This is a genomic window from Achromobacter sp. ACM01, from assembly GCF_014851745.1.
In the GTDB taxonomy this organism is placed as follows: Bacteria; Pseudomonadota; Gammaproteobacteria; order Burkholderiales; family Burkholderiaceae_B; genus Achromobacter; species Achromobacter aegrifaciens.
In genome coordinates, this window is the sequence record NZ_JACVAF010000002.1 from 983088 (window position 1) to 1005271 (window position 22184).

General features: G+C 66.0%; 20 protein-coding genes. 6 read left to right on the forward strand and 14 right to left on the reverse strand.

The features are described from left to right. Positions 1-963, forward strand: a complete 963-nt coding sequence (locus tag IB268_RS12910; protein ID WP_054454126.1) for a tripartite tricarboxylate transporter substrate binding protein — start codon at positions 1-3, stop codon at positions 961-963. Positions 964-993: 30 nt separating this feature from the next. Here the strand turns inward: IB268_RS12910 and IB268_RS12915 are convergent, their stop codons facing one another. The 6 genes from IB268_RS12915 to IB268_RS12940 form a co-directional block, all read right to left on the reverse strand. Next, entirely contained in the window at positions 994-1824 is an 831-nt protein-coding gene (locus tag IB268_RS12915) for an IclR family transcriptional regulator (RefSeq protein ID WP_054454832.1), read from the reverse strand. Between the two features lie 101 nt (positions 1825-1925). Beyond that, positions 1926-2645 carry an SDR family NAD(P)-dependent oxidoreductase gene (locus tag IB268_RS12920; RefSeq protein WP_054454123.1) on the reverse strand — a complete coding sequence of 240 codons (720 nt, stop codon included), beginning with the start codon at positions 2643-2645 and terminating at the stop codon, positions 1926-1928. Between the two features lie 10 nt (positions 2646-2655). Then, the gene (locus tag IB268_RS12925) at positions 2656-3447 is read right to left on the reverse strand and encodes an SDR family oxidoreductase (RefSeq protein ID WP_192354350.1); all 792 of its coding nucleotides are present in this window, start codon (positions 3445-3447) and stop codon (positions 2656-2658) included. Positions 3448-3474: 27 nt separating this feature from the next. Continuing rightward, positions 3475-4446 carry a tripartite tricarboxylate transporter substrate binding protein gene (locus IB268_RS12930; RefSeq protein ID WP_054454119.1) on the reverse strand — a complete coding sequence of 324 codons (972 nt, stop codon included), beginning with the start codon at positions 4444-4446 and terminating at the stop codon, positions 3475-3477. A gap of 47 nt (positions 4447-4493) precedes the next feature. Then, complete coding sequence (locus tag IB268_RS12935; protein ID WP_054454118.1) at positions 4494-5021, reverse strand: 2,4'-dihydroxyacetophenone dioxygenase family protein; 528 nt, start codon at positions 5019-5021, stop codon at positions 4494-4496. Positions 5022-5207: 186 nt separating this feature from the next. Continuing rightward, on the reverse strand, positions 5208-5984 hold the full coding sequence (locus tag IB268_RS12940; RefSeq protein ID WP_054454116.1) for a ferredoxin--NADP reductase: 777 nt from the start codon (positions 5982-5984) through the stop codon (positions 5208-5210). Between the two features lie 337 nt (positions 5985-6321). Between IB268_RS12940 and IB268_RS12945 the strand changes: the two genes are divergently transcribed. From IB268_RS12945 to IB268_RS12955, 3 genes are all read left to right on the forward strand, one after another. Further along, entirely contained in the window at positions 6322-7365 is a 1044-nt protein-coding gene (locus IB268_RS12945; RefSeq protein ID WP_054454115.1) for a Fe(3+) ABC transporter substrate-binding protein, read from the forward strand. 146 nt (positions 7366-7511) lie between these two features. After that, positions 7512-9182: an iron ABC transporter permease gene (locus IB268_RS12950; protein WP_054454113.1), complete on the forward strand. Its 1671-nt coding sequence runs from the start codon at positions 7512-7514 to the stop codon at positions 9180-9182. A 5-nt stretch (positions 9183-9187) separates the two neighbouring features. Next, entirely contained in the window at positions 9188-9964 is a 777-nt protein-coding gene (locus IB268_RS12955; RefSeq protein ID WP_054454830.1) for an ABC transporter ATP-binding protein, read from the forward strand. A 15-nt stretch (positions 9965-9979) separates the two neighbouring features. Here the strand turns inward: IB268_RS12955 and IB268_RS12960 are convergent, their stop codons facing one another. The 3 genes from IB268_RS12960 to IB268_RS12970 all read right to left on the reverse strand — a co-directional run bounded on the left by IB268_RS12960 (position 9980) and on the right by IB268_RS12970 (position 12756). Beyond that, positions 9980-10957 (reverse strand): tripartite tricarboxylate transporter substrate binding protein, encoded by a 978-nt coding sequence (locus IB268_RS12960; protein WP_119451583.1) that lies wholly within the window; start codon positions 10955-10957, stop codon positions 9980-9982. 90 nt (positions 10958-11047) lie between these two features. After that, positions 11048-11953 carry a pirin family protein gene (locus IB268_RS12965; protein ID WP_054454108.1) on the reverse strand — a complete coding sequence of 302 codons (906 nt, stop codon included), beginning with the start codon at positions 11951-11953 and terminating at the stop codon, positions 11048-11050. Between the two features lie 104 nt (positions 11954-12057). Next, positions 12058-12756, reverse strand: coding sequence for a pirin family protein (locus IB268_RS12970; RefSeq protein ID WP_054454106.1), 699 nt, complete (start codon positions 12754-12756; stop codon positions 12058-12060). Positions 12757-12929: 173 nt separating this feature from the next. Between IB268_RS12970 and IB268_RS12975 the strand changes: the two genes are divergently transcribed. Then, complete coding sequence (locus IB268_RS12975) at positions 12930-13844, forward strand: LysR family transcriptional regulator (protein WP_054454104.1); 915 nt, start codon at positions 12930-12932, stop codon at positions 13842-13844. A gap of 18 nt (positions 13845-13862) precedes the next feature. Here IB268_RS12975 and ntrC read toward each other — a convergent pair whose 3' ends face one another. From ntrC to rdgB, 5 genes are all read right to left on the reverse strand, one after another. Continuing rightward, positions 13863-15356 (reverse strand): nitrogen regulation protein NR(I), encoded by a 1494-nt coding sequence (ntrC, locus tag IB268_RS12980; protein WP_054454102.1) that lies wholly within the window; start codon positions 15354-15356, stop codon positions 13863-13865. Continuing rightward, complete coding sequence (gene glnL, locus IB268_RS12985) at positions 15356-16420, reverse strand: nitrogen regulation protein NR(II) (protein WP_054454100.1); 1065 nt, start codon at positions 16418-16420, stop codon at positions 15356-15358. Before glnL ends, ntrC begins: the two co-directional genes overlap by 1 nt. A gap of 183 nt (positions 16421-16603) precedes the next feature. Then, entirely contained in the window at positions 16604-18016 is a 1413-nt protein-coding gene (gene glnA, locus IB268_RS12990) for a type I glutamate--ammonia ligase (RefSeq protein ID WP_054454097.1), read from the reverse strand. 184 nt (positions 18017-18200) lie between these two features. Next, complete coding sequence (gene hemW, locus IB268_RS12995) at positions 18201-19421, reverse strand: radical SAM family heme chaperone HemW (RefSeq protein ID WP_192354351.1); 1221 nt, start codon at positions 19419-19421, stop codon at positions 18201-18203. A gap of 37 nt (positions 19422-19458) precedes the next feature. Next, a complete protein-coding gene (gene rdgB / locus IB268_RS13000) occupies positions 19459-20082 on the reverse strand; it encodes an RdgB/HAM1 family non-canonical purine NTP pyrophosphatase (RefSeq protein ID WP_192354352.1) in 624 nt (207 codons plus the stop codon). 206 nt (positions 20083-20288) lie between these two features. Between rdgB and IB268_RS13005 the strand changes: the two genes are divergently transcribed. Further along, positions 20289-22142 carry an EAL domain-containing protein gene (locus tag IB268_RS13005; RefSeq protein ID WP_225588736.1) on the forward strand — a complete coding sequence of 618 codons (1854 nt, stop codon included), beginning with the start codon at positions 20289-20291 and terminating at the stop codon, positions 22140-22142. Positions 22143-22184: the final 42 nt, after the last annotated feature.

The window sequence follows — 22184 nt, forward strand, 5'->3', positions numbered from 1 at the left end:
ATGCGCATTGCTTCCAAAGGCCGGCTGGCCTTGCTGCTGGCCGCCGCCCTGCCCTTGAGCGCAATGGCCCAGTTCCCCGCCAAGCCCATCACCTTCATCGTGCCGTTCGCCGCCGGCAGCGCCACCGACCAGATCGGCCGCGCCATCGGCCAGGGCGTCACCGAACAGACCGGCCAGGCCGTGGTGATCGAAAACAAGCCCGGCGCCAGCGCGATGATAGGCGCCGCGGCCGGCGCCCGCGCGGCCCCCGACGGCTACACCGTGCTGATCACCACAAACACCACGCATGCCGCCAACGAGCACCTCTACAAGACGCTGACATACGATCCGGTCAAGGACTACGCGCCGCTGACCCTGCTGGGCAAAGGCGGCCAGATCATGGTGGTCAATCCCAATTCGCCGGCCAAGACGGTTGGCGACTTCCTGGCCCAGGCCAAGCAAGCGCCCGGCAAGCTGAGCTTCGGCAGCGGCAGCTCCAGCAGCCGCATCGCCGGCGAACTGCTGCAACAGATGGCGGGCGTGCAACTGCTGCACGTGCCATATAAGAGCAATCCGCTGGCGGTCACGGACCTGCTGGGCGGCCAGATCGACATGATGATCACCGACACCGCCACCGGCCTGCCGCAAGTCAAGTCGGGCAAGCTGCGCGCGTTGGGCGTGACCGGCCAGGCACGCTCGCCGCTGGCGCCGGACGTACCCACCATCGCCGAGGCTGGCGTGCCAGGCTATGAAATGGGCTACTGGTTTGCCGCGTATGCGCCCGCCGGCACGCCGCCGGATGTGGTCAAGCGCTTGAACGAATTGCTGGTCAAGGCCACTTCAAGCGCGCCTGCCAAGCAGTTCTATGCGCAAACGGGCACGGACGCGGCAAGCTCCACGCCGGCAGAACTGGCGCAGTTCCAGCAAGCCGAGTCGAAGAAGTGGGGCGAGATCATCAAAAAGGCCGGCATCCAGCCCGAGTAGACCGCCCCCGGGGCGGTGGCGCGCCGCCCGTCAGAGCAGATCGCTGCTCGCCAGCATCGGCGTGCCGGCAATGCGCTGGCTGATCGCACGGCAGGCCTCCAGCAGCGGCGCCACATAGGCCGCTTCCGGATCTGGTTTCTGGCGGAATCGCAGCGTGCTCACGCTGATGGCCGCCACCGGCACGCCGTTCTGCCCGAAAATCGGCGCGCCGAAGCAATAAATGCCGGCCTCGTTCTCTTCATCATCCACGGCCCAGCCGCGCTGGCGCACCTGTTCGAGCTGCCGCCGCAGCGCGGCCGTATCCTTGACGGTATTGGGCGTATGGCAGGCGAACGGCTGCGGCAGCATGTCCAGCGCGGCCTGCAGAGCCGCCTCGTCCAACATCGCCAGATACGCCTTGCCCACCGCCGTCGAGTACATGGAGACGTTGGTGCCGATGCGCGAATTCATCTGCACCACGCTGGGGCTTTCCAGCTTCTCGATGTAGACCATGTGCTGACCGTTGGGCACGGCCAGGTGCACGGTCTCGCCGGTGACGTCACGCAACTGCTTCAGGTTCTCGACGGCCGCCAGCCGCATTTCCGAACGGCCCCAGCTGCGGCTGGCCAGCTGGATCAGGCGCGGCCCCAGGCTCAGCTTGCCGGTGACCGGATGTTCGGCCAGCAGGCGTTCGGCCACCAGCGCGGCCACCGTACGGTACACGGTCGGCCGCGGATAGCCGCTGCGCTTGCTGAGTTCGGCCACCGTCATGGATTCCGGCGTATCGGCCACGACTTGCAGCACATGCATGAACTTCGAGAAGGCGGCTGTGCCCGCCACCTGTGCGGCGGGAGGGTTGGCGACTTGCGGCAGTTCTGGCATGGCGGAAAACGTGGCGTTGGCGGTAACGAGGCCGCCCCTGCGGCGCGGCCCCGCCATTATCCCTGCAAACGCCTGCGCGCGTACACGGTGGCGGCCAACGCTCAAGCCACGAGGTAGCCGCCGTCCACGGGCAGGATCACGCCCGTCATGAACGAGGCCGCCGGCGTGCAAAGAAACGTCACGCCCTCGGCCACGTCTTCCGGCTTGCCCCAGCGCCCCAGCGGGGTACGCTGCAGAATCGGCCCCGAACGCTCGGGGTCGTCCTGCAAGGCGCGGGTCAGCGGCGTGGCGATCCAGCCCGGCGCGACGGCGTTGACGCGGATGCCGTCCGCCGCGTAGGCCAGCGCCAGCGACTTCGTCAGCTGCGCCACCCCGCCCTTGCTCGCCGCATACGCCGGCACCAGCGCCCCGCCGAAGAAACTGAGCATGGACGCGGTGTTCACGATGCAGCCGCCGCGCCGCGCAAGCTTCTCGCGCGCGGCGCCGCATACGCGCATGGTGCCGGTCAGGTTGATCGCCAGCACCTGCTCGAACACGGCGGGATCATGCTCCGCGCCGCGGCGGATGATGCCGGCGCAGTTGACCACGATGTCCAGCTCGTCCAACCCTTGCAGCAGGCGTTCGACGTCGCCCGCGTCGCTGACGTCGCCCAGGCGCACCTCGATACCCGGCGCCAGTTCGCCGGCGTCGGATTGCAACCCGGCGGCTATGGTCCGCGCGCCCAGCGACGCCAGCCGGTTGGCAACCGCCGCCCCGATGCCTTGCGTGGCGCCAGTCACCAGCGCCGTCTTGCCTGCAAACAGATCCGCTTGATACGTCATTGCCGTCCGCTCAGAAAGTGCCGGGATAGGCGCCGCCGTCAGCCAGCACGTTCTGGCCGGTGACGTAGCCCGCATGGACGCTGCACAGGAAAGCGCAGATGGCGCCGAACTCCTCGGCGTTGCCGAAGCGTCCTGCCGGTATCGCCGCCTGGCGTTGGGCGCGCACGGCTTGCGCGTCCTGGCCGGTCTTGGCCGCGGAAGCCGCCAGCGCCGAGCTCAGCCGGTCCGTGGCGAACGCGCCGGGCAGCAGGTTGTTGATCGTGACGCCGCGCGCCGCGATGTCGCTGCGCGCCACGCCCGCCACGAAACCGGTCAGGCCGCTGCGCGCGCCGTTGGACAGACCTAGGATGTCGATCGGCGCCTTGACCGCGCTGGACGTGATGTTGACGATGCGCCCGAAGCCGCGTTCAGCCATGCCGTCCACCGTGGCCTTGATCAACTCGATCGGCGTGAGCATGTTGGCGTCGACTGCATTCAACCACTGTTCCCTGCCCCAATCGCGGAAATCCCCGGGCGGCGGCCCGCCCGCGTTCGTGACCACGATGTCGTAGTCGCGATGCGCGGCGAACACGGCCTCGCGGCCCTGCGCGGTCGTAATGTCGGCCGCCACGGCCTTGACGAAAGACTTGTCGTCCGTCCGCGCCTGCAGCAGTTGCTGCCGCGCGGTCTCGAGAGCCTCTGCCCCGCGCGCCACGATCACCACGTTGACGCCTGCGCGCACCAGGGCCAGCGCGCAGCCGTAGCCCAGGCCTTTGCTTGCGCCGCCCACCAGCGCGGTCCTGCCGGTAATGCCCAGATCCATGTCCTGCTCCTTGTCGTTGCCTGCAGTCTATTGGCGCATGCCGAACTTTTCGATCAGCGCCTTGAACGTCGTATTGTCGCGCTCCATCAGCGCCGTGAACGTCTGTTGATCGGCGACCGCATAGCCCAGGTTCTGCTCCGCCATGAAGCGCTTCAGGCTGTTTTCGGCGGCTGCCTGCCGGAACGCGGCGCCCAGCACGTCCAGTACCGGCTGCGGCGTGCCCTTGGGCGCGGCGATGCCGCGCCAGGTGCCGATCGACAGATCGATGTTGCGCTCCTTCAGCGTGGGCACGTTCTCGAAACCGGGCACGCGCGCGTCGGCCATGACCGCCAGCGGCTTGAGCTTGCCGGCCTTGACGTACTGCATGACCTCTGCCGGGCTCACCGCCACCGCATCGATGTGTCCGCCCAGCAAGGCCAGCACTGCCGGATTGCCGCCATTGAAGGGGATGTGGTTGAACTTGGCGCCCGTCTTGTCCTCCAGCGCGGCGGCTGCCAGATGCCAGATCGAGCCGATGCCCGCGTTCCCCACCTGCATGCTCTCAGGCTTGGCGCGGGCCGCCTCCAGGAACGCTTCGATGGTGTTGTACGGCGAATCGGCGGCCACCGTGATGGCCGAAGGATCGGCATTGAGCTGGATGATGGGCGTGAACTTCTCGTAGGTGGTCTTGGTCAGGCCCAGGTGGGGAATGATCACCATGTCGGCCGTCACCAGCGCCAGCTTGTAGCCGTCGGGCTTGGCGTTGGCCACTTCCGTCAGGCCGATCCCGCCCGCCGCGCCCGGCTTGTTCAGCACCACGATGGGCTGCGTCAGATGGGTGCGCGAGGCGTCGCCCATGGCCCGCGCCATGGCGTCCGTGCCGCCTCCCGCGGCAAACGGCACCACGATCTCGATGGCCCGGTTGGGGAAATTCTGCGCCAGCGCCACTGGCCCCGCGGCCAGCGCGGCGCTGCCCAGCAGCGCGGAAAGAATGCAGCGATTGAACGCACGACGTTTCATGGTGTCTCCGGATTATGTTTATGTGCTGCGGGTGGGAATGCGGAATTTCAGCGTATGAACTGCTTTACGTAGTCTTCGCCCAGGCCGACGTCCGCGAAGTGCTTGCGGCACATGTCGATCTTGGTGAACACGTCTTCGTAACCCATGCCCTTGCCCCAGGGGTCGGTGTAGTACATGACGCCGTTGACCTGGAAGTACGTGATCATTTCCTCGACGTCGGGCGGCACGTAGAGCGTGTGCGTCTCCCCTGGCGGCTCGAACACGTAGCTGCCTTCAGTCGCCTCCCAGTCGTGTTCCAGATAGCGCCAGCGGCCCTTCAGGACGAAGCCATGCACGGCCTGCGGATGGCGATGGCGGCTGAGCACGCCTGACTTGCGCACGCGCAGCAGGTTCATCCAGTAGCCCTGACTGGCGTTCAGACAGAGCGGGCGGAACCAGACGTTCTCGGCCTGCGGTACCCACAGCCTTTCGTCGGTCGGGATCGCATGCGGAATCACGATCTCTGGCAGGGCCTCGGGCGGATTCGGGTACTGGTATGGGGTCAGGGGCTCGGTGTCACTCTGTTCCAATGGCATTTCTTTAATCCTTCCATATTATGGACAATATGTTTACTTTATGGACGAATTATAAGAACTGCCCTGCCGGCGGCTACAGCGGGCTAACCCTTAGGGGCGCCGCAGCATCACGTCGCGCCGCGCCAAAAAACAAAAAACCCATCGCATCGCTGCGATGGGTTTTTGGCTTGGCGCCGGCGCCGGGACTTATTTGTCCACGAATGCACGCTCGACCACGTAGTCGCCCGGCTGGCCCACGCCCGGCGACACCGTGAAGCCGCGCTTGTCCAGCATGGCGCTGATGTCGGCCAACATATGCGGGCTGCCGCAGATCATGGCGCGGTCGGTTTCCGGATTGATCTGCGGAATGCCGATGTCGGCGCACAGCTTGCCGTTTTCCATCAGCTCGGTGATGCGGCCTTGGTTGCGGAACGGTTCGCGCGTGACCGTCGGGTAGTACACGAGTTTGTCGCGCACGACGTCGCCGAAGAATTCGTTGTTCGGCAGTTCCTTTTCGATGAAGTCGGCGTAGGCCAGTTCGCTGACCCAACGCACGCCATGCACCAGGATGACCTTGTCGAAGCGTTCGTAGACGTCCGGATCCTTGATGATGCTCATGAACGGCGCCAGGCCCGTGCCCGTGCCGAACAGGAACAGGTGCTTGCCCGGCTTCAGGTCGTCCACGACCAGCGTGCCCACGGGCTTGCGGCTGACCAGGATCGTGTCGCCTTCTTTCAGATGCTGCAGGCGCGACGTGAGCGGGCCGTTCTGCACCTTGATGCTGAGGAACTCGAGGTTCTCTTCATAGTTGGCGCTGGCGATGCTGTAGGCTCGCAACAGAGGCTTGCCTTCAACTTCCAGTCCGATCATCACGAAGTGGCCATTGTGGAACCGCAAGGCCGAGTCACGCGTCGTGGTAAAGGAAAACAGGGTGTCGTTCCAGTGGTGCACGCTTAGTACGCGCTCAGTGTTGAAAGCAGCCATGTCGTATCAAATTAGGGGCGACCGCCCCGGGCCATGAGCCCGGCTTGTGCCGCTGGGTCATTCCGTGCCGCACAAAAGACGCGGCCGGCATTAGGGTTGACCCTATTCTACAGGGTCTTGATGATAACTGCTCTCATTATTCCGTAATACCCTTATGCCGTATTGATGGGGATCAAGCCTGAAGCCTGCCTGACTTACGACTAGTTGAACGCCGCTTTGCTTCCTGTTATCGTCGCGTTCTCATTTGATAATCATTTTCGTTAGCAGACTGTTTTGAGCAGCGGAAAGGCCTGAAGCCTCGGGAATTCCTCTGCAGCCCTAGCCGGAGCACCTCGTCATGACCAAGCGTCCCCAATTGAATTCGCTGCTGCGCGCCCTGGCGCTGGCCGGCGCCGCCGCCTTCACCGTGTCGGCCAACGCCGCCGAGGAAGTCAGCCTCTACACCACCCGGGAACCCAAGCTGATCCAGCCGCTGCTGGACGCCTTCACCAAGGAAAGCGGCATCAAGGTCAATACGGTCTTCGTCAAGGACGGCCTGCTGGAGCGCGTCAAGGCCGAAGGCGCCAAGTCGCCCGCCGACGTGCTGATGACCGTGGACATCGGCAACCTGCTGGATCTGGTCGACGGCGGCGTGACCCAGTCGATCAAGTCGCAAACGCTGGAATCCGTCATTCCCGCCAACCTGCGCGGCGCCGACGGCAAGTGGTACGCCCTGTCACTGCGCGACCGCGTGCTGTACGTGGAAAAGGACCTGAAGCTGGAAGCCTTCCGCTACGAAGACCTGGCCGATCCGAAGTGGAAGGGCAAGGTCTGCATCCGTTCGGGCCAACACCCCTACAACACCGCGCTGGTCGCCTCCATGATCGCGCATGACGGCGCCGAAGCCACCGAAAAATGGCTGCGCGGCGTCAAGGCCAACCTGGCCCGCAAGGCTGCCGGCGGCGACCGCGACGTGGCCCGCGACATCCTGGGCGGCATCTGCGACATCGGCCTGGCCAATGCTTATTACGTCGGCCACATGAAGAACGCCGAACCCGGCACCGACGCCCGCAAGTGGGGCGACGCCATCAAGGTGATCCGCCCGACCTTCGCCAACGCCAAGAGCGGCGGCACGCACGTGAACGTCAGCGGCGCCGCCGTTGCCGCCCATGCGCCGAACAAGGCCAACGCGGTCAAGCTGCTGGACTTCCTGGTGTCCGAGCCCGCCCAGGCCCTGTACGCCCAGGCCAACTATGAATACCCCGTCCGCAAGGGCGTGAAGCTGGACCCCGTGATCGCCAGCTTTGGCGAACTGAAGGTGGACCCGCTGCCGCTGACCGAGATCGCCAAGCATCGCAAGCAAGCCAGCGAACTGGTGGACAAAGTCGGTTTCGACAACTGATAGGCCTGTGGACCGCCACGCCCGCCGGCTTGGCGAAACCATGCGGCAGTGACAAACGCGCGGGCTGCGCATAAGCTCACGCGTAGGGCCTGCTCCCTTCTTTTCGGGGGAGCAGGCCTTGCCATTGATGCAATCGACTTTGAAGCATGCACACAGATTCTTTGCCCCGGCCGCTGCGTCTGCGCTGGACTGAACGCGGGGCCGGCTGGCTGGCCGGCGCCGCCCTGATCGCGCTGGCCGTATTGGCGCCCGTCCTGACGCTGGGCTGGTGGGCGCTGGGCGGCGAACTCTCGCATTGGCAGCATCTGGCCAATTACGTATTGCCCCAGGCGCTGGCCAATACCGCCATGCTGCTGGCCGGCGTGGGCGTGCTGGTGACGCTGCTGGGTACCGGCGCGGCATGGCTGGTGACCGCTTACGACTTCCCTACGCGCCGCGTGCTGACCTGGGCGCTGCTGCTGCCGCTGGCGGTGCCGACCTACATCATCGCCTTCGCCTATCTGGACCTGCTGCATCCCATCGGTCCGATACAGTCGGCGATCCGCGCGCTGCTGGGCTATGACAGTCCGCGCCAGTTCCGCCTGCCGGATCTGCGCTCGATCTACGGCGCCATCTTCGTGCTGGGCTTTGTGCTCTATCCCTATGTGTACCTGAGCACCCGCGTCATGTTCATGACGCAGGCGGCAAGTCTCCTGGAAGCGGCCCGCACGCTGGGCGCCGGCCGCATCGCCGTGTTCTTCCGGGTCGCCCTGCCCCTGGCCCGGCCCGCCATCGTGGTGGGCGTGAGCCTGGCGTTGCTGGAAACGCTGAACGATATCGGCGCCTCCGAATTCCTGGGCGTGCAGACGCTGACCGTGTCGGTCTACACCACCTGGGTCACGCGTTCGGACCTGGCGGGCGCGGCGCAGATCGCGCTGACCATGCTGGCCATCGTGATCGGGCTGATCCTGCTGGAACGCCATGGCCGCAAGCGCCAGCGCTACGCCAACACGCAGCGCATGCGCCCGATGCAGCCGCGCCGCCTGCGCGGTCCGGCGGCGGCCGTTGCCGCGGCGCTGGGCTGGATACCGGTACTGATCGGATTTGTCGCGCCGGCGCTCTATCTGGTCGTGGAAACCTACAAGCGCCTGCATCTGGTTGGCGGCGTTTCCCACCAGCTGTTGAACGGCTTGAGCAACACCCTGATCGTCGCCTTCAGCGCCACCATCGTCACCCTGCTTTGCGGGCTGATCGTGGCCTGGGCCGGACGCACGCTGCGCGAAAGCTCGGGCTTCAACCCGGGCCGCGCCTGCGCGCGCATCGCCAGCCTGGGCTATGCCGTGCCCGGCACGGTGCTGGCCATCGGCCTGCTGACGCCCTTCGTCTGGATAGATACCGCGGTCGCCAAGGTCTTCGGCGGCACGGGCCTGTTCCTGATGGGCTCGATGGGCGCGCTGGTCTGCGCCTATGCGATCCGTTTCCTGGCGATTTCCACTGGCGCACTGGAAGCCGGCCTGGCCCGCATTCCGCCGTCGCTGGAGCAAGCCTCGCGCCTGCTGGGCGAAAGCTCGGCCGGCACCCTGCGCCGCGTACACCTGCCGCTCTTGCGCCCGGCGCTGGCCGCCAGCGCCCTGCTGGTGTTCGTGGACGCCATGAAGGAACTGCCCGCGACACTGCTGCTGCGGCCCATGAATTTCGACACGCTGGCAACCTGGCTATACGCCGAAGCGGCCCGCGGCACCTATGAAGAAGGCGCCGTCGCCGCGCTGGCCATCGTGCTGGCCGGCCTGTTCCCCGTCATCCTGCTGGCGCGCACCAATCTGAAAATGGGACATTGATCATCGTGCCCGATCTGTTAGAACTCGATCACCTTTCCCTCGCCTACGAGACCCCGGCGGGACTCAAGCCCGTGGTGCAGGACCTGACGCTGGGCCTGCCCGTGGGCCATATCGGTTGCCTGCTGGGCGAATCCGGCTGCGGCAAGACCACGGTGCTCCGGGCCATCGCCGGTTTTGAGCCAGTGCGGGCCGGACGCATCCTGCTGGATGGCGCCGTCATTTCCTCGCCCACCGTGCAGGTGGCGCCCGAACATCGCCGGGTGGGCATGATGTTCCAGGACTACGCGCTGTTCCCGCACCTGACGGTGGCGCTGAACGTGGCCTTCGGCCTGCGCAAGATGGCGCGCCCGGAACGCGCGCGCCGCGTCGAAGAGATGCTGGAACTGGTGGGCCTGGCGCATGCCGCCAACAGCTATCCGCACGAGATCTCCGGCGGCCAGCAGCAGCGCGTGGCGCTGGCTCGCGCGCTGGCGCCCTCGCCCGACCTGCTGCTGCTGGACGAGCCGTTCTCGAACCTGGACGTGGACACGCGCGAACGCCTGGCCTTTGAAGTGCGCGACATCCTCAAGACCACCGGCCACACGGCCATCCTGGTCACGCACAACCAGGCCGAAGCCTTCGCCATCGCCGACCGCATCGGCGTCATGTCCAAGGGCAGCATCGCGCAGTGGGACACGCCCTACAACCTGCACCATCATCCCGCCAGCGACTTCGTGCGCGACTTCATCCGCCGCGAAGCGCTGGAAGAGCGGCGCGAGCAAGCCTACGCCCGCGGCCGCTGAAGTCGTCCCGGCCGCTCAGTCGGCCGACAGCTTCACTTTCTGCGACAAGGCCTTGAAGGCCTCGTGCTGGCTCTGGGTCAGGCGTTCCACTTCCTGCGGCGTGGAGCCGTAGGGCATGAAACCGGCCTGCTCCAGCTTGCCTTTCACTTCCGGCAAGGCCAGCGCCCATTGGAAGGCTTCGCTCAGCGCCTTGGTCGCTTCAGGCGACATCTTCGCAGGCCCATAGACCGCGAACCACGGATCGACCACGGCTGCTTCATAGCCCAGCTCGGCCAGCGTCGGCACGTCCGGCAAGGCGGGCGCCCGCTTGCTGCCCGTCACGGCCAGCGCATGCACTTTGCCCGCCTTGATGTGCGGCAGCGACGCCGGCAGATTGTCGAACATCACCGGCAAGTGCCCTCCCAGCAGGTCGTTCAGCCCCTGCGCGCTGCCCTTGTAAGGAATGTGCTGCATGCCGGCGCCGGTCAGCTGGTCGAACATCACGCCAGCCAGATGCATGGACGTGCCAGTGCCCGGCGTGCCGAACGAGGTGCCCGGATGCTGCTTGGCATAAGCGACCAGGTCCTTGACGCTGTCGACCTTCAGCGCAGGACCGACTTCCAGCACCACGGTGGAAGCGCCCAGCATGCTGACGCCCGTGAAATCCTTGGTGGGATCGAAAGGCATGGAGGGGTAGACGAAAGGATTCAGCGCGTTGGTGGAGATGGCGCCGAAGCCGATGGTGTAGCCGTCGGGCGCGGCCTTGGCCACGGCGTCCATGCCGATATTGCCGCCCGCGCCGGGACGGTTTTCGACTATGACGGGTTGGCCCAATTTTTCCGCGACCTTCTGGCCGGCGGTGCGCGCCACCAGGTCGGTGGTGCCGCCTGCGGTGTAAGGCACGATGAAGGTGATGGGCTTGGCCGGATAGCCGGCAGCGAGCGCCGCCGAAGCGCCCTGGATCAGCGCCAGCGCGGCCAGGCCGCGCAGCGCGTTGAATGTGTAGCGATGCATGATGTCTCCATCCCGTTTTGTTGTGAGGGTCGGAGGCGCATCATACCGCCGGCCGCGCGGCGATTGCGCGCGGCCGGTTCGAGCGCTGACTCAGGCGCGCGGCTCGGGCAGCGGGATGTACTCGGTCTCGTCGCCCGGCACGATCTGGTCGAAGCGGCTGCGCTGCCAATCCTGCTTGGCCTGTTCGATGCGGTCCTTGCTGCTGGAGACAAAGTTCCACCACACGAAGCGCGGCCCGTCCAGCGGCTCTCCGCCGATCACCGCAAAGCGCGCCGCAGTCTTGGCGCGGATCTGCACGGGGCGGCCCGGCGCAAACACGACCAGGCGGCCGCTTTCGAACTCCTGCCCGTCGATCTCGACCGTGCCCTGCGCCAGATAGGCGGCGCGCTCTTCATGCTCGGCCGGCAGCACCGTGGTCGCGCCCGCCTGCAATTGCAGATCGCCATAGAACAGCGGCGACAGCGTCTTCACCGAGGACGTCTTGCCGAACAACGAACCCGCCACCACCTGGGCGCGCACGCCCTCGCCTTCGATGACCGGTTGCGCGTCCAGGCCGTAGTGGGTGAAGCCCGGATCGGTTTCCTCGTGTTCCTTGGGCAGCCCCACCCAGATCTGCAGGCCACAGAGACGCTGCGCGGCCTGGCGGCTTTCGGGCGAGGAGCGTTCCGAATGCACGATGCCGCGGCCCGCCGTCATCCAGTTGACCTCGCCCGGCAAAATGGTCTGGGTGTGGCCCGCGCCATCGCGATGCACCATGGAGCCTTCGTAAAGATAGGTCACCGTGGACAGGCCGATATGCGGATGCGGGCGCACGTCTATGCCCGTACCGGCGGCAAACTCGACCGGACCCATGTGGTCCAGGAACACGAACGGCCCGACAGTGCGGCGCTGTGCGGACGGGATGGCGCGGCGCACGGAAAAGCCGCCCAGGTCGCTGGTGCGCGGCACGACGACGGCTTCAATCTGGCTTTCGCCGGCTTCGGACAAGGTGGACATATCGGACTCTCCGGGTTGTGGGGACTAGGACCATCTTAAGGCCTGCCGCCTGCATGGAAAAAACAGCGGCGGGCGGACTGATCCAGCCCGCCCGCCTTGACGCATCACGCCAGGTCGAACACCAGGACTTCGGCCTGCTTGCCGCCCGACAGCTCGACGCGAGGCTCGCCGGTGATGGCGAGCGCGTCGCCAGCCGACAGCTCAACGCCGTTGACTGTCAGGCTGCCGCGGGCCACGTGCACCCAGGCGCGGCGGCCGGCGGCCAGTTCCAGCGCGGCGGACTCGTCGCCGTCGAACAGCCCGCCATACAGGCGCGCATCCTGATGGATCTTCATCGAACCGTCAGCGCCATCCGGCGACACCAGCGCTTGCAGCCGGCCGCGCTTCTGCTCGTCGCTGAAGCTGCGCTCTTCGTACTCGGGCGCAATGCCAGTGACGTCGGGCTCGATCCAGATCTGCAGCATGTGCGTTTCGCGGTCCGCCAGCGGGTTGAACTCCGAGTGCATGACCCCGCGGCCGGCGCTCATGCGCTGCACGTTGCCGGGCTGGATGGTCGAGCCGCTGCCCATGCTGTCCTTGTGGGCGATCGCGCCGTCCAGCACGTAGGTGATGATTTCCATGTCGCGATGGCCATGCGTGCCGAAGCCGCGGCCGGCCGCGATGCGGTCGTCATTGATCACGCGCAGGGCGCCAAAGCCCATGTGGGCCGGGTCGTAGTAATTGGCGAAGGAAAACGTGTGGAACGAGTCCAGCCATCCGTGGTTGGCGTGACCCCGTTCAGCAGCGCGGCGAGTGGTAAGCATTGCGGACTCCTGTTTCAATAATGTGAATGGTTGTGCAGCCTGGCCCTCATTTCCCGAGAACCCGCTGCATCACCGGCATGAGTGATATTGTGCGCGTGCAGCCTGGCCTGTTTGGCGCTATATTTTGACGAAACCATTCAAATTTTTTGAACATTGGTGCCAAGCCCCCGACCATGCAAGCCATCACCCCCGAACTTCTGATCCTGGTGGACGCCATCGCCCGCCACGGCAGCTTTGCCAAGGCCGCCCGCGAACTGGGCAAGGTGCCTTCGGCCGTCACCTACTCCATCCGCAAGCTGGAAGACGGCTTGGACGTGCTGTTGTTCGACCGATCCGGACACCGCGCGCTGCTGACGCCAGCGGGCGAAACGCTGCTGAAGGAAGGCCGCCACGTCTTGCAATCGCTGGACGACCTGGCCTGCCGCGTCAAGCGCATTGCCACGGGCTGGGAGGTGGAGTTGCGCATCGCGGTCAGCGCGGTGCTGCCGTGGCGGCCGCTGTACGACCTGATCGAGGAGTTCCAGGCGCTGGGTAGCGCCACCACGCTGCGCTTTTCCAGCGAGGTATTGAGCGGCAACTGGGACGCCCTGACCTCAGGACGGGCCGACCTGGTCATCGGCGCGGGCGCGGCGGGCGAGCCGACCGGCCCCTATCGCTCGCAAGCCATGGGCCAATCCCAATTCGGCTTCTGCGTGGCCTCGCACCATCCGCTTGCTTCGCTGCCGCAGCCCTTGAGCCGCGCCGACATCACGCGTTATTGCGCGGTGGTGGTGGCGGACACGTCGCGTAACCTGGCGCCGCAGACGCGCGGCATCCTGGCCGAACAGCCCACCCTGGTCATGCCTACCATGCAGGCCAAGATAGACGCCCAGGTGCGCGGCCTGGGCTGCGGCTACTTGCCGCTGACCCTGGCCGCGCCGTATCTGGCGCAAGGCTTGCTGGTGGTGTGCGAAACGGACGAAGGCATGTCCCTGACGGAACACCTGACATACGCCTGGCGCTCGGAGCCGCCGGGCGAAGCCCTGAAATGGTGGCTGCAGAAGCTGAAATCGCCGCGCCTCTGCGAGAGCCTGTTGGGGATGGGATAAGGCGCGCGGCCGCGCGCCTTATTCGTCCTCGATGCCCAACTCGCGCAGCTTGCGCGTGATGGTGTTGCGGCCGATGCCCAGGCGGCTGGCGGCCTCGACCCGGCGGCCGCGGCTGGCATCCAGCGCGCTTTGCAGCAGGATCTTCTCGAACTGGCGCGTGAGCGTGGCCATGACCGCCGGTTCGCCACGTTCCAGCCGGTACTGCGCGTCGCGCAGCAGGGAGTCCTGCCAGTTGCGTGGAGAGCCCGCTTCCATGGGCGCCGAGGTCGGAACCACGGTGCCCACGCCGGCCATGGACACGGCCGGACGCAACGGCGCGGGACTCGGCTGCGGCTGGTGCTCCATGGCGCGGATTTCCGGCGGCAGGTCCGCCGGCTCGACCGTCTGGCCGGGCGCCATCACGGTCAGCCAATGGCAGAAGTTCTCCAGCTGGCGCACGTTGCCCGGAAAATCGAACTTGGACAGCACGGCAAGCGCTTCCGGCGTCAGGCGCTTGACCGGCACTCCCAGCGCACGGGCGCTGGCGGTCAGGAAGTGGCCGGCCAGCGCCGGAATGTCCTCCACCCGTTCGCGCAACGGCGGCAGGCGCAGACGGATCACGTTCAGGCGGTGGAACAAGTCCTCGCGGAACAGGCCCTGTTCCACGCGCTGTTCCAGCGGTTGATGGGTGGCGGCGACGATGCGTACGTCGACGCGCACCGGCTGCGCGCCGCCGACGCGGTAGAAGCTGCCTTCTGCCAGCACGCGCAACAGGCGCGTCTGCAACTCGATCGGCATGTCGCCGATTTCGTCCAGGAACAGCGTGCCGCCATGCGCTTCCTCGAAGCGGCCGCGACGCAGGTTGTTGGCGCCCGTGAACGCGCCACGTTCGTGGCCGAACAGCTCGGCCTCCAGCAGATCGCGCGGAATGGCCGCCGCGTTCAGCGCCACGAAGGGTCCGCCGGCGCGCACGCCATGGCCGTGCAAGGCGCGCGCCACCAGCTCCTTGCCGGTGCCGGATTCGCCGGTGATCAGCACGGTGACCTTGGACTGCGCCAGCCGGCCGATTGCGCGGAACACTTCCTGCATGGCGGTGGACGAGGACTGCGTCATCATCCACCGCTCGTTGTTCTGCGCCGATTCGCCCTGCCCTTCGGGGCTTTCAGGCTCGGCGGATTCCTGCATGGCGCGCTGGATCAGCGCCACCGCCTCGTTCACATCGAACGGCTTGGCCAGGTAGTCGAACGCCCCGCCCTGAAAGGCGGAAACGGTGCTGTCCAGGTCGGCGAACGCGGTCATGACGATGACCGGCAGGCCGGGGTTGCGTTCCTTCAACTGGCGCAGCAGCTCCAGGCCGTTGCCGCCTGGCATGCGGATGTCGGACACCAGCGCGGCGGGCGCTTCGTGCGACAGCGCTTCCAGCACGTCGGCCGATTGCGAAAAACTGCGGGTGGGCACACCGGCGCGCGCCAGGGCTTTTTCCAGGACCCAGCGGATGGCCTGGTCATCATCGACGATCCATACGGGTTTCATCAGTGTGCAGGCTCCATCGGTAGGACCAGGCGGAATTCGGTGCGGCCGGGCCGGGATTCAAATTCGATGATGCCGCCGTGCTGCTGCACGAAGTCCTGCGCCAGGCTCAAGCCCAGGCCGGTGCCTCCCGCCCGCGCCGTGACCAGCGGATGGAAGATGCGGTCGCGGATCTGATCCGGCACGCCGGGACCGTTGTCAGTAATGGACAGCACCAGCGCCAGACGATGCTGGCGGTGGGCCAGCATCACCTGCCGCGCGACGCGCGTGCGCAGCGTGACCACGCCGGGTTCGGTCTGCGGTCCCTGGGGCCGCGCCACCAGTTCCTGCGCGGCGTTGCGCGCCACATTCAGGACGGCCTGCATCAGACGGGCGGCGTCGCCCTTCAGGTCCGGCACCGAGGCGTCGTAGTCGCGCAGCAGCGTGACGTCATTGCGGAATTCGGCCTGGATCAGCGCGCAGACGCGTTCGCAGATCTCATGGATGTTCACCGGCCGCGCGTTCAGCGGCACACGTTGCGGGCCGCTCAGGCGGTCCACCAGCGCCTGCAGGCGGTCGGCTTCGGAAATGATGACCTGGGTGTACTCGGCCAGCGCCGCGCTGGGCAGTTCGGCTTCGAGCAATTGCGCGGCGCCGCGCAGGCCGCCCAGGGGATTCTTGACTTCATGCGCCAGATTGCGCAGCAGTTCGCGGTGGGCTTCGATCTCGTCAACCAGGCGGTGGTTGCGGTCGGCCAGCACGCGCTGCTCGATCTCGCGGGTTTCTATCAGCACGGGCCAGCGCTGGCCCGTCAGTCCGACCGTCGTCACGGAGACTTCCACGGATTCCGCGGCGCGGCGCAACGAGGCCAGTTGCCTGACGTCGGCATAGCGCCCTGCGGCTGCGCGGTCGATGGAGGATTGGATGTTTTCCGGACTGTCGAACAGCGTGGCGGCGGATTGCCCGCCCAGTTGCTTGCGCGAGCGGCCGAACAGATCTTCAGCGGCCGCATTGGCGTATTCGATATGACCGCGCTCGTTGACCAGGAAAACGGACGTGGCTAGCAAATCGAGAGCTTCTACATTCATTTTCTACATACCCGAATGTGAGGGGACGGCGGAACGCGACGGCCGCGCCGGAAGCCGGCGCCCTGTCCACCAGGCGTAAGGCCTGGCGGACAGCACGTCGAACCGCGATCTGGCGGTGCGCGTGCTGCCGGCCCTGGTTTCTGCCTGCATCATCGCGCCACCTCCAGCCACTGCCTCAGGACATTAGAGGCTGTAGTACATGTCGAACTCGACCGGGTGCGGCGTCATGCGCAGACGGTTCACATCGGCCATCTTCAGGTCGATGTAGGCCGTGAGCATGTCGTTGCTGAACACGCCGCCGCGGGTCAGGAACTCGCGGTCGTTGTCCAGCGCTTCCAGAGCCTGTTCCAGCGAGGCGCAGACCGTCGGGATCTTGGCGTCTTCTTCCGGCGGCAGGTCGTACAGGTTCTTGTCGGCGGGATCGCCGGGGTGAATCTTGTTCTGCACGCCGTCCAGGCCGGCCATCATCAGCGCCGAGAAAGCCAGGTACGGGTTGGCCAGGGGGTCCGGGAAGCGCGCTTCGACGCGGCGGCCCTTCGGGTTGCCGACGTACGGAATACGGATCGAGGCCGAACGGTTGCGGGCCGAGTAAGCCAGCTTCACGGGCGCTTCGTAGTGCGGAACCAGGCGCTTGTACGAGTTGGTACCGGGGTTGGTGATGGCGTTCAGCGCGCGGGCGTGCTTGATGATGCCGCCGATGTAGTACAGCGCGAATTCCGACAGGCCGGCGTAGCCGTTGCCCGCGAACAGGTTCTGGCCGTCCTTCCAAATGGACTGGTGGACGTGCATGCCGGAGCCGTTGTCGCCGACGATGGGCTTGGGCATGAACGTGGCGGTCTTGCCGTAGGCGTGGGCCACGTTGTGGATCACGTACTTGACGATCTGCGTCCAGTCGGCGCGCTGCACCAGCGTGCTGAACTTGGTGCCGATTTCGAGCTGGCCGGCGCCGGCCACTTCATGGTGGTGCACTTCGACCGGCACGCCCATCTGTTCCATCAGCAGGCACATTTCCGAACGCATGTCCTGGAACGAGTCGACCGGGGGCACGGGGAAGTAGCCGCCCTTGACGGTGGGACGGTGGCCGGTGTTGCCGCCTTCGAATTCCAGGCCCGAGGACCAGGGGGCTTCTTCGGACTTGATCTTGACGAAGGTGCCGGACATGTCGCTGTTCCAGGTCACGCCGTCGAAGACGAAGAATTCGGGTTCCGGACCGAAGTAGGCGGTGTCGCCCAGGCCGGAGGACTTCAGGTAGGCTTCGGCGCGCTTGGCCAGCGAGCGCGGGTCGCGGTCGTAGCCCTTCAGGTCGGAAGGTTCGACCACGTCGCACGACAGGATCATGGTCGGCTCTTCGCGGAACGGATCCAGGTTGGCGGTGGACAGGTCGGGGATGAGCAGCATGTCGGAGGCTTCGATGCCCTTCCAGCCCGGGATCGACGAACCGTCGAAGGCCTGCCCGCTTTCCAGCTTGTCTTCGTCGATCTGGCTGATCGGCACCGAAATGTGGTGCTCACGGCCAATCGTATCGGTAAAGCGGAAATCCACGAATTTGACTTCGTTGTCGGCGATCTGTTTCAGGACATCTTTCGGGCTTGCCATGTCATCTCCATTAGATAAAAAGGTCGAGGGCTTTGCCCGTCGACTGGCATAAAAGAGGGAAGCAATAAGCGTGCCAGGTTTCCTCTCCGGGATTCCCCGGGGAAATCGGCTCGATCATGGGAAAATGTAGCACCATCATGGTGCAAATAGTGGAGCATGATTGCCCCACTATGGTGCATGAACGCTACAGGAACATTTCCTGCAGGTCGTTGAGGAATCTCCAGCCCAATGGAGTCGCCCGCAGCCGGGTCGGATCGGCGTCCAACAGCCCGCGCTTGGAGGCCGCCTCCAATTGGTGCGCAATGGCGGCCAGCGACAGGCCGGTACGCTCGTTGAACGCGGTGGCGGCTACGCCGTCCTTCAGGCGCAGGGCGTTCAGCATGAACTCGAACGGCAGTTCGTCCGGCCCGACCTGGCGGCTTTCGGCGATGTGGCTGCCGTCGCGGGCCATGGCGGCCTGCATCCACGAGTCGGGCCCGCGCAGCCGCGCTTCGCGCACGATGCGGTCATGGAAGGACAGCTTGCCGTGCGCCCCCGGGCCCAGGCCCAGGTAATCGCCAAATTCCCAGTAATTCAGATTGTGCCGGCAGCGCGCGCCGGGCTTCGCGTAGGCGGAAACCTCATAGCGGGCAAGGCCGGCCGCCGCCAGCTCGGCCTCCACCGCGTCCTGCATGGCGGCGCTGGTGTCGTCGTCGGGCAGGTCCTGGGGGGGGAACTTGGCGAAGACGGTATTGGGCTCCATCGTCAGGTGATAGAGCGACAGGTGCTCGGTGCCAAAAGCCACGGCCTGCCGCAGATCGGCCACACAGGCCTCCAGAGTCTGGCCGGGCAAGGCGAACATCATGTCCAGGTTGACGCGCGAGACCGCACGCTGCGCCATCTCGATCGCCGCCCTCGCCTGCGTGCTGTCATGGATGCGGCCCAGCTTCTTCAGCTGCGCATCGTCGAAACTCTGGATCCCCAGCGAAAACCGCGTCACGCCGCTGGCGGCGTAGTCGCGGAAACGCCCGGCCTCGGCCGTGCCGGGATTGGCTTCCATGGTGATTTCGGCGTCGGGCCACAGGTTCAGACAGGCGCGCAGCATCGCCAGCAGTTCGTCCAGTCCTTCGGACGACAGCAGGCTGGGCGTGCCTCCGCCGATGAAGACGGATACCACCTGCCGCCCCCAGATCGAAGGCAGCGCCTGCTCCAGATCGCTGCGCAGGGCATCCAGATAGGCGCGTTCCGGGATTTCGCCCGGCGCCGCGTGGGAATTGAAGTCGCAATAGGGACATTTGCGCACGCACCACGGCACGTGCACATAGACGGACAGCGGCGGCAGGCTGGTCAGCGTGGCGCCGGCCGGCAGCTTCAGGCGCGACGGTTGCGCGCCCATGTCGTTGCGGATGGGAATGATGATGGACATGCGTAATTCCTGAACCGGGCGCCACGCGGCGCCCTAGTCAAGCCTGGCTCAGCTTGCTCAACAGTTCGCGCAGGGCGCGGGCGCGATGGCTCAGCCGGTTCTTTTCCTCGGGCTCCAGGGCGGCGGCGGTCAGGGCCTGGTCGGGCAGGTAGAAATGCGGATCGTAGCCAAAGCCGTTGGCGCCTTCGGGCTGGTCGATGATCTCGCCATGCCACAGGCCTTCGCCTATCAGGGGCTGCGGATCGTTCTCGGAACGCACCAGCGCCAGCACCGCCACGTACCAGGCGCTGCGGTCGGTCACGCCGGCCAGATTGCGCACCAGCAGTTCGTTGTTGGCCTGATCGGATTTTTCGCCGCCCAGCATCTTGGCATAGCGCGCCGAATACACGCCAGGCGCGCCATCCAGCGCCGCGACGCACAGGCCGGAATCGTCGGCCAGGGCCGGCAGTCCCGTCAGGCGGCTGGCATGGCGAGCCTTGGCCAGCGCGTTCTCGACGAACGTCACGTGCGGCTCTTCGGCCTCGGGCACGCCCAGTTCGCCCTGGGGCACAAGCTCGATGCCCAGGGGCGCGAACAGGGCGGAAAACTCGCGCAGCTTGCCGGCATTGTTGGAGGCGAGCACCACGCGGCGCAGGGAATCGGGAATCTTGGGAGCAGTCATGGGGCAAATTGTATAGGGCGCGGGCCCCATCCGCCGCCCGCGGGCGGCATGCCCCCGCGAGGCGAAAGGATATACCTTGCGCCAGGGTTGACAGTGATACTGACCCTAATTGAATATGGCGCGCCTGCCATCGACGAAACAACGCGGACATATTTTGTTGTCAACATGATCAAACTTGTCACTGATAGTATCTGAACGCACCGGCGATGGACCCCATTCACGCTTTGCCCCGGCCGGTAGCGGCCCGCGCGCCCTCATCCCCCCTGGACAGCGCGTCAGCGCACGTGAGCCTGGCTGGCATCCTGCGGGAACGGCTGCTGCGCCCACGCTTCCAGCCCGTGGTCGATCTTTCGCACAGCCGCATCTACGGCCATGAAAGCCTGATCCGCGGCCCCGTCGACACCGCCCTGCACTTTCCCGACGCCTTGTTCGCCGAGGCCCGCCGCCAGGGCCTGCATCCGCAGCTGGAGCTGGCGAGCTTCCGCGCCGGCGCGCAGGGCTTTCACCAGCACGACGCCTCCGGCATGCTGTTCCTGAACCTGTCCGGTTCGGCGCTGCTGCACTACTGGACCCTGTGGGGCGAGGAAATGCCCGAGCGCCTGCTCAAGAATTGTTCGCTCGCGCCTTCCAGCATCATCGTCGAACTCACCGAGCAGGATCCGCTGTCCGAGCACATGGCGGAGCTGTCCAGCGCATTTGCCTGCCTGCGGGCGCATGGCATGCGTGTCGCGCTGGACGACTACGGCGTGGGCAACTCCAATCTGCAGCTCTGGGCCGAGATGCAGCCGGACCTGGTCAAGATCGACCGCTATTTCTTCGACGGCATCGGCCAGGACGAGCGCAAGCAGAACATGGTGCGCGCCATCCTGAAAGTGGCGCAGCACCTGGGCACCACCATCGTTGCCGAAGGCATCGAGACCGCCGAGGACCTGGCCGTGGTGCGCGAGCTGGACATCCGCTACGCGCAAGGCTGGCTGCTGGGCCGGCCGGAGGAAATGCTGCTGACCGAGCTGGCGCCGCCGCTGCGCGATTCGCTGCGCCAACGCGCGCCGGCCGCAACGCCCGCCCGCGGCGTCGGCGGCACGGCGGCCAGCCTGCGCGTCGAAGCGCCGGCGGTACGGCTGACCGGACACACCAATGACGACGTGCACCGGCTGTTCATCGAACACAAGGAAATGCACGCGGTGGCGGTGATCGACGACGACAACCGGCCGGTCGGCATCATCAACCGGCGCGATTTCTCGGAACATTACGCCCAGCGCTACACGCGCGAGCTGTTCGGGCGGGACGCCTGCTCCACCTTCATGAATGCCGAACCGGTGCTGGTGGACCTGAACGTATCCATCGACCAGTTGAGCCACGTGCTGATCTCGGAAGACCAGCGCTATCTGATGGACGGCCTGATCATCACGCGCGAAGGCCGCTACGACGGCCTGGCCACCGGCGAAACCTTGGTGCGCTCGGTCACCGAGATGCGCATCGAGGCGGCGCGCTACGCCAATCCGCTGACCTCGCTGCCTGGCAACATCCCCATCAGCCGCCACATCGCCACGCTGCTCGAAGACGCCGACGACTTCACCATCTGCTATGGCGACCTGAACAACTTCAAGCCCTTCAACGACGTCTATGGCTATTGGCGCGGCGACGACATGATCATGTTGACCGCCGAAGTCATCAAGCGCCACTGCGATCCGCAGCGCGACTTCGTCGGCCATGTGGGCGGCGATGACTTCGTGGTGCTGTTGCGCAGCCCCGACTGGATGGCGCGCGCCCAGCGCATCATCGCGGAATTCAACGACCGCGCCATGGACCTGTACGACGACCAGGGCCGCCGCAACGGCGGGATCGAGGCCGAGGACCGCTACGGCGTGCCGCGCTTCTTTCCCTTCGTGACGCTGGGCGTGGGCGCCCTCACCGTCACGCCATCACTATGCGAGCGCATCCGCCCTGAGGACATCGCGTCGGCCGCCGCTCACGTCAAGCACAAGGTCAAGCACGGGAACCTGTCGCTGGTGGCCGAGCGCTACACCGGCGGCATCCTGCCGCAGCTGGATAGCTGAACCCTGCCCGGCCGCGCCATCGGCCGGCTGGGCGATCTGGAA

What these genes read in the sequence shown, in the direction of transcription:
- ntrC (WP_054454102.1), bottom strand. Translation starts at nt 15,356, where the DNA reads ATGAAACCCGTATGGATCGTCGATGATGACCAGGCCATCCGCTGGGTC.
- IB268_RS12935 (WP_054454118.1), bottom strand. Translation starts at nt 5,021, where the DNA reads ATGCCATTGGAACAGAGTGACACCGAGCCCCTGACCCCATACCAGTAC.
- IB268_RS12945 (WP_054454115.1), top strand. Translation starts at nt 6,322, where the DNA reads ATGACCAAGCGTCCCCAATTGAATTCGCTGCTGCGCGCCCTGGCGCTG.
- IB268_RS12940 (WP_054454116.1), bottom strand. Translation starts at nt 5,984, where the DNA reads ATGGCTGCTTTCAACACTGAGCGCGTACTAAGCGTGCACCACTGGAAC.
- IB268_RS13005 (WP_225588736.1), top strand. Translation starts at nt 20,289, where the DNA reads ATGGACCCCATTCACGCTTTGCCCCGGCCGGTAGCGGCCCGCGCGCCC.
- rdgB (WP_192354352.1), bottom strand. Translation starts at nt 20,082, where the DNA reads ATGACTGCTCCCAAGATTCCCGATTCCCTGCGCCGCGTGGTGCTCGCC.
- IB268_RS12930 (WP_054454119.1), bottom strand. Translation starts at nt 4,446, where the DNA reads ATGAAACGTCGTGCGTTCAATCGCTGCATTCTTTCCGCGCTGCTGGGC.
- IB268_RS12910 (WP_054454126.1), top strand. Translation starts at nt 1, where the DNA reads ATGCGCATTGCTTCCAAAGGCCGGCTGGCCTTGCTGCTGGCCGCCGCC.
- IB268_RS12920 (WP_054454123.1), bottom strand. Translation starts at nt 2,645, where the DNA reads ATGACGTATCAAGCGGATCTGTTTGCAGGCAAGACGGCGCTGGTGACT.
- IB268_RS12975 (WP_054454104.1), top strand. Translation starts at nt 12,930, where the DNA reads ATGCAAGCCATCACCCCCGAACTTCTGATCCTGGTGGACGCCATCGCC.
- IB268_RS12965 (WP_054454108.1), bottom strand. Translation starts at nt 11,953, where the DNA reads ATGTCCACCTTGTCCGAAGCCGGCGAAAGCCAGATTGAAGCCGTCGTC.
- glnA (WP_054454097.1), bottom strand. Translation starts at nt 18,016, where the DNA reads ATGGCAAGCCCGAAAGATGTCCTGAAACAGATCGCCGACAACGAAGTC.
- IB268_RS12970 (WP_054454106.1), bottom strand. Translation starts at nt 12,756, where the DNA reads ATGCTTACCACTCGCCGCGCTGCTGAACGGGGTCACGCCAACCACGGA.
- IB268_RS12925 (WP_192354350.1), bottom strand. Translation starts at nt 3,447, where the DNA reads ATGGATCTGGGCATTACCGGCAGGACCGCGCTGGTGGGCGGCGCAAGC.
- IB268_RS12915 (WP_054454832.1), bottom strand. Translation starts at nt 1,824, where the DNA reads ATGCCAGAACTGCCGCAAGTCGCCAACCCTCCCGCCGCACAGGTGGCG.
- glnL (WP_054454100.1), bottom strand. Translation starts at nt 16,420, where the DNA reads ATGAATGTAGAAGCTCTCGATTTGCTAGCCACGTCCGTTTTCCTGGTC.
- IB268_RS12960 (WP_119451583.1), bottom strand. Translation starts at nt 10,957, where the DNA reads ATGCATCGCTACACATTCAACGCGCTGCGCGGCCTGGCCGCGCTGGCG.
- hemW (WP_192354351.1), bottom strand. Translation starts at nt 19,421, where the DNA reads ATGTCCATCATCATTCCCATCCGCAACGACATGGGCGCGCAACCGTCG.
- IB268_RS12950 (WP_054454113.1), top strand. Translation starts at nt 7,512, where the DNA reads ATGCACACAGATTCTTTGCCCCGGCCGCTGCGTCTGCGCTGGACTGAA.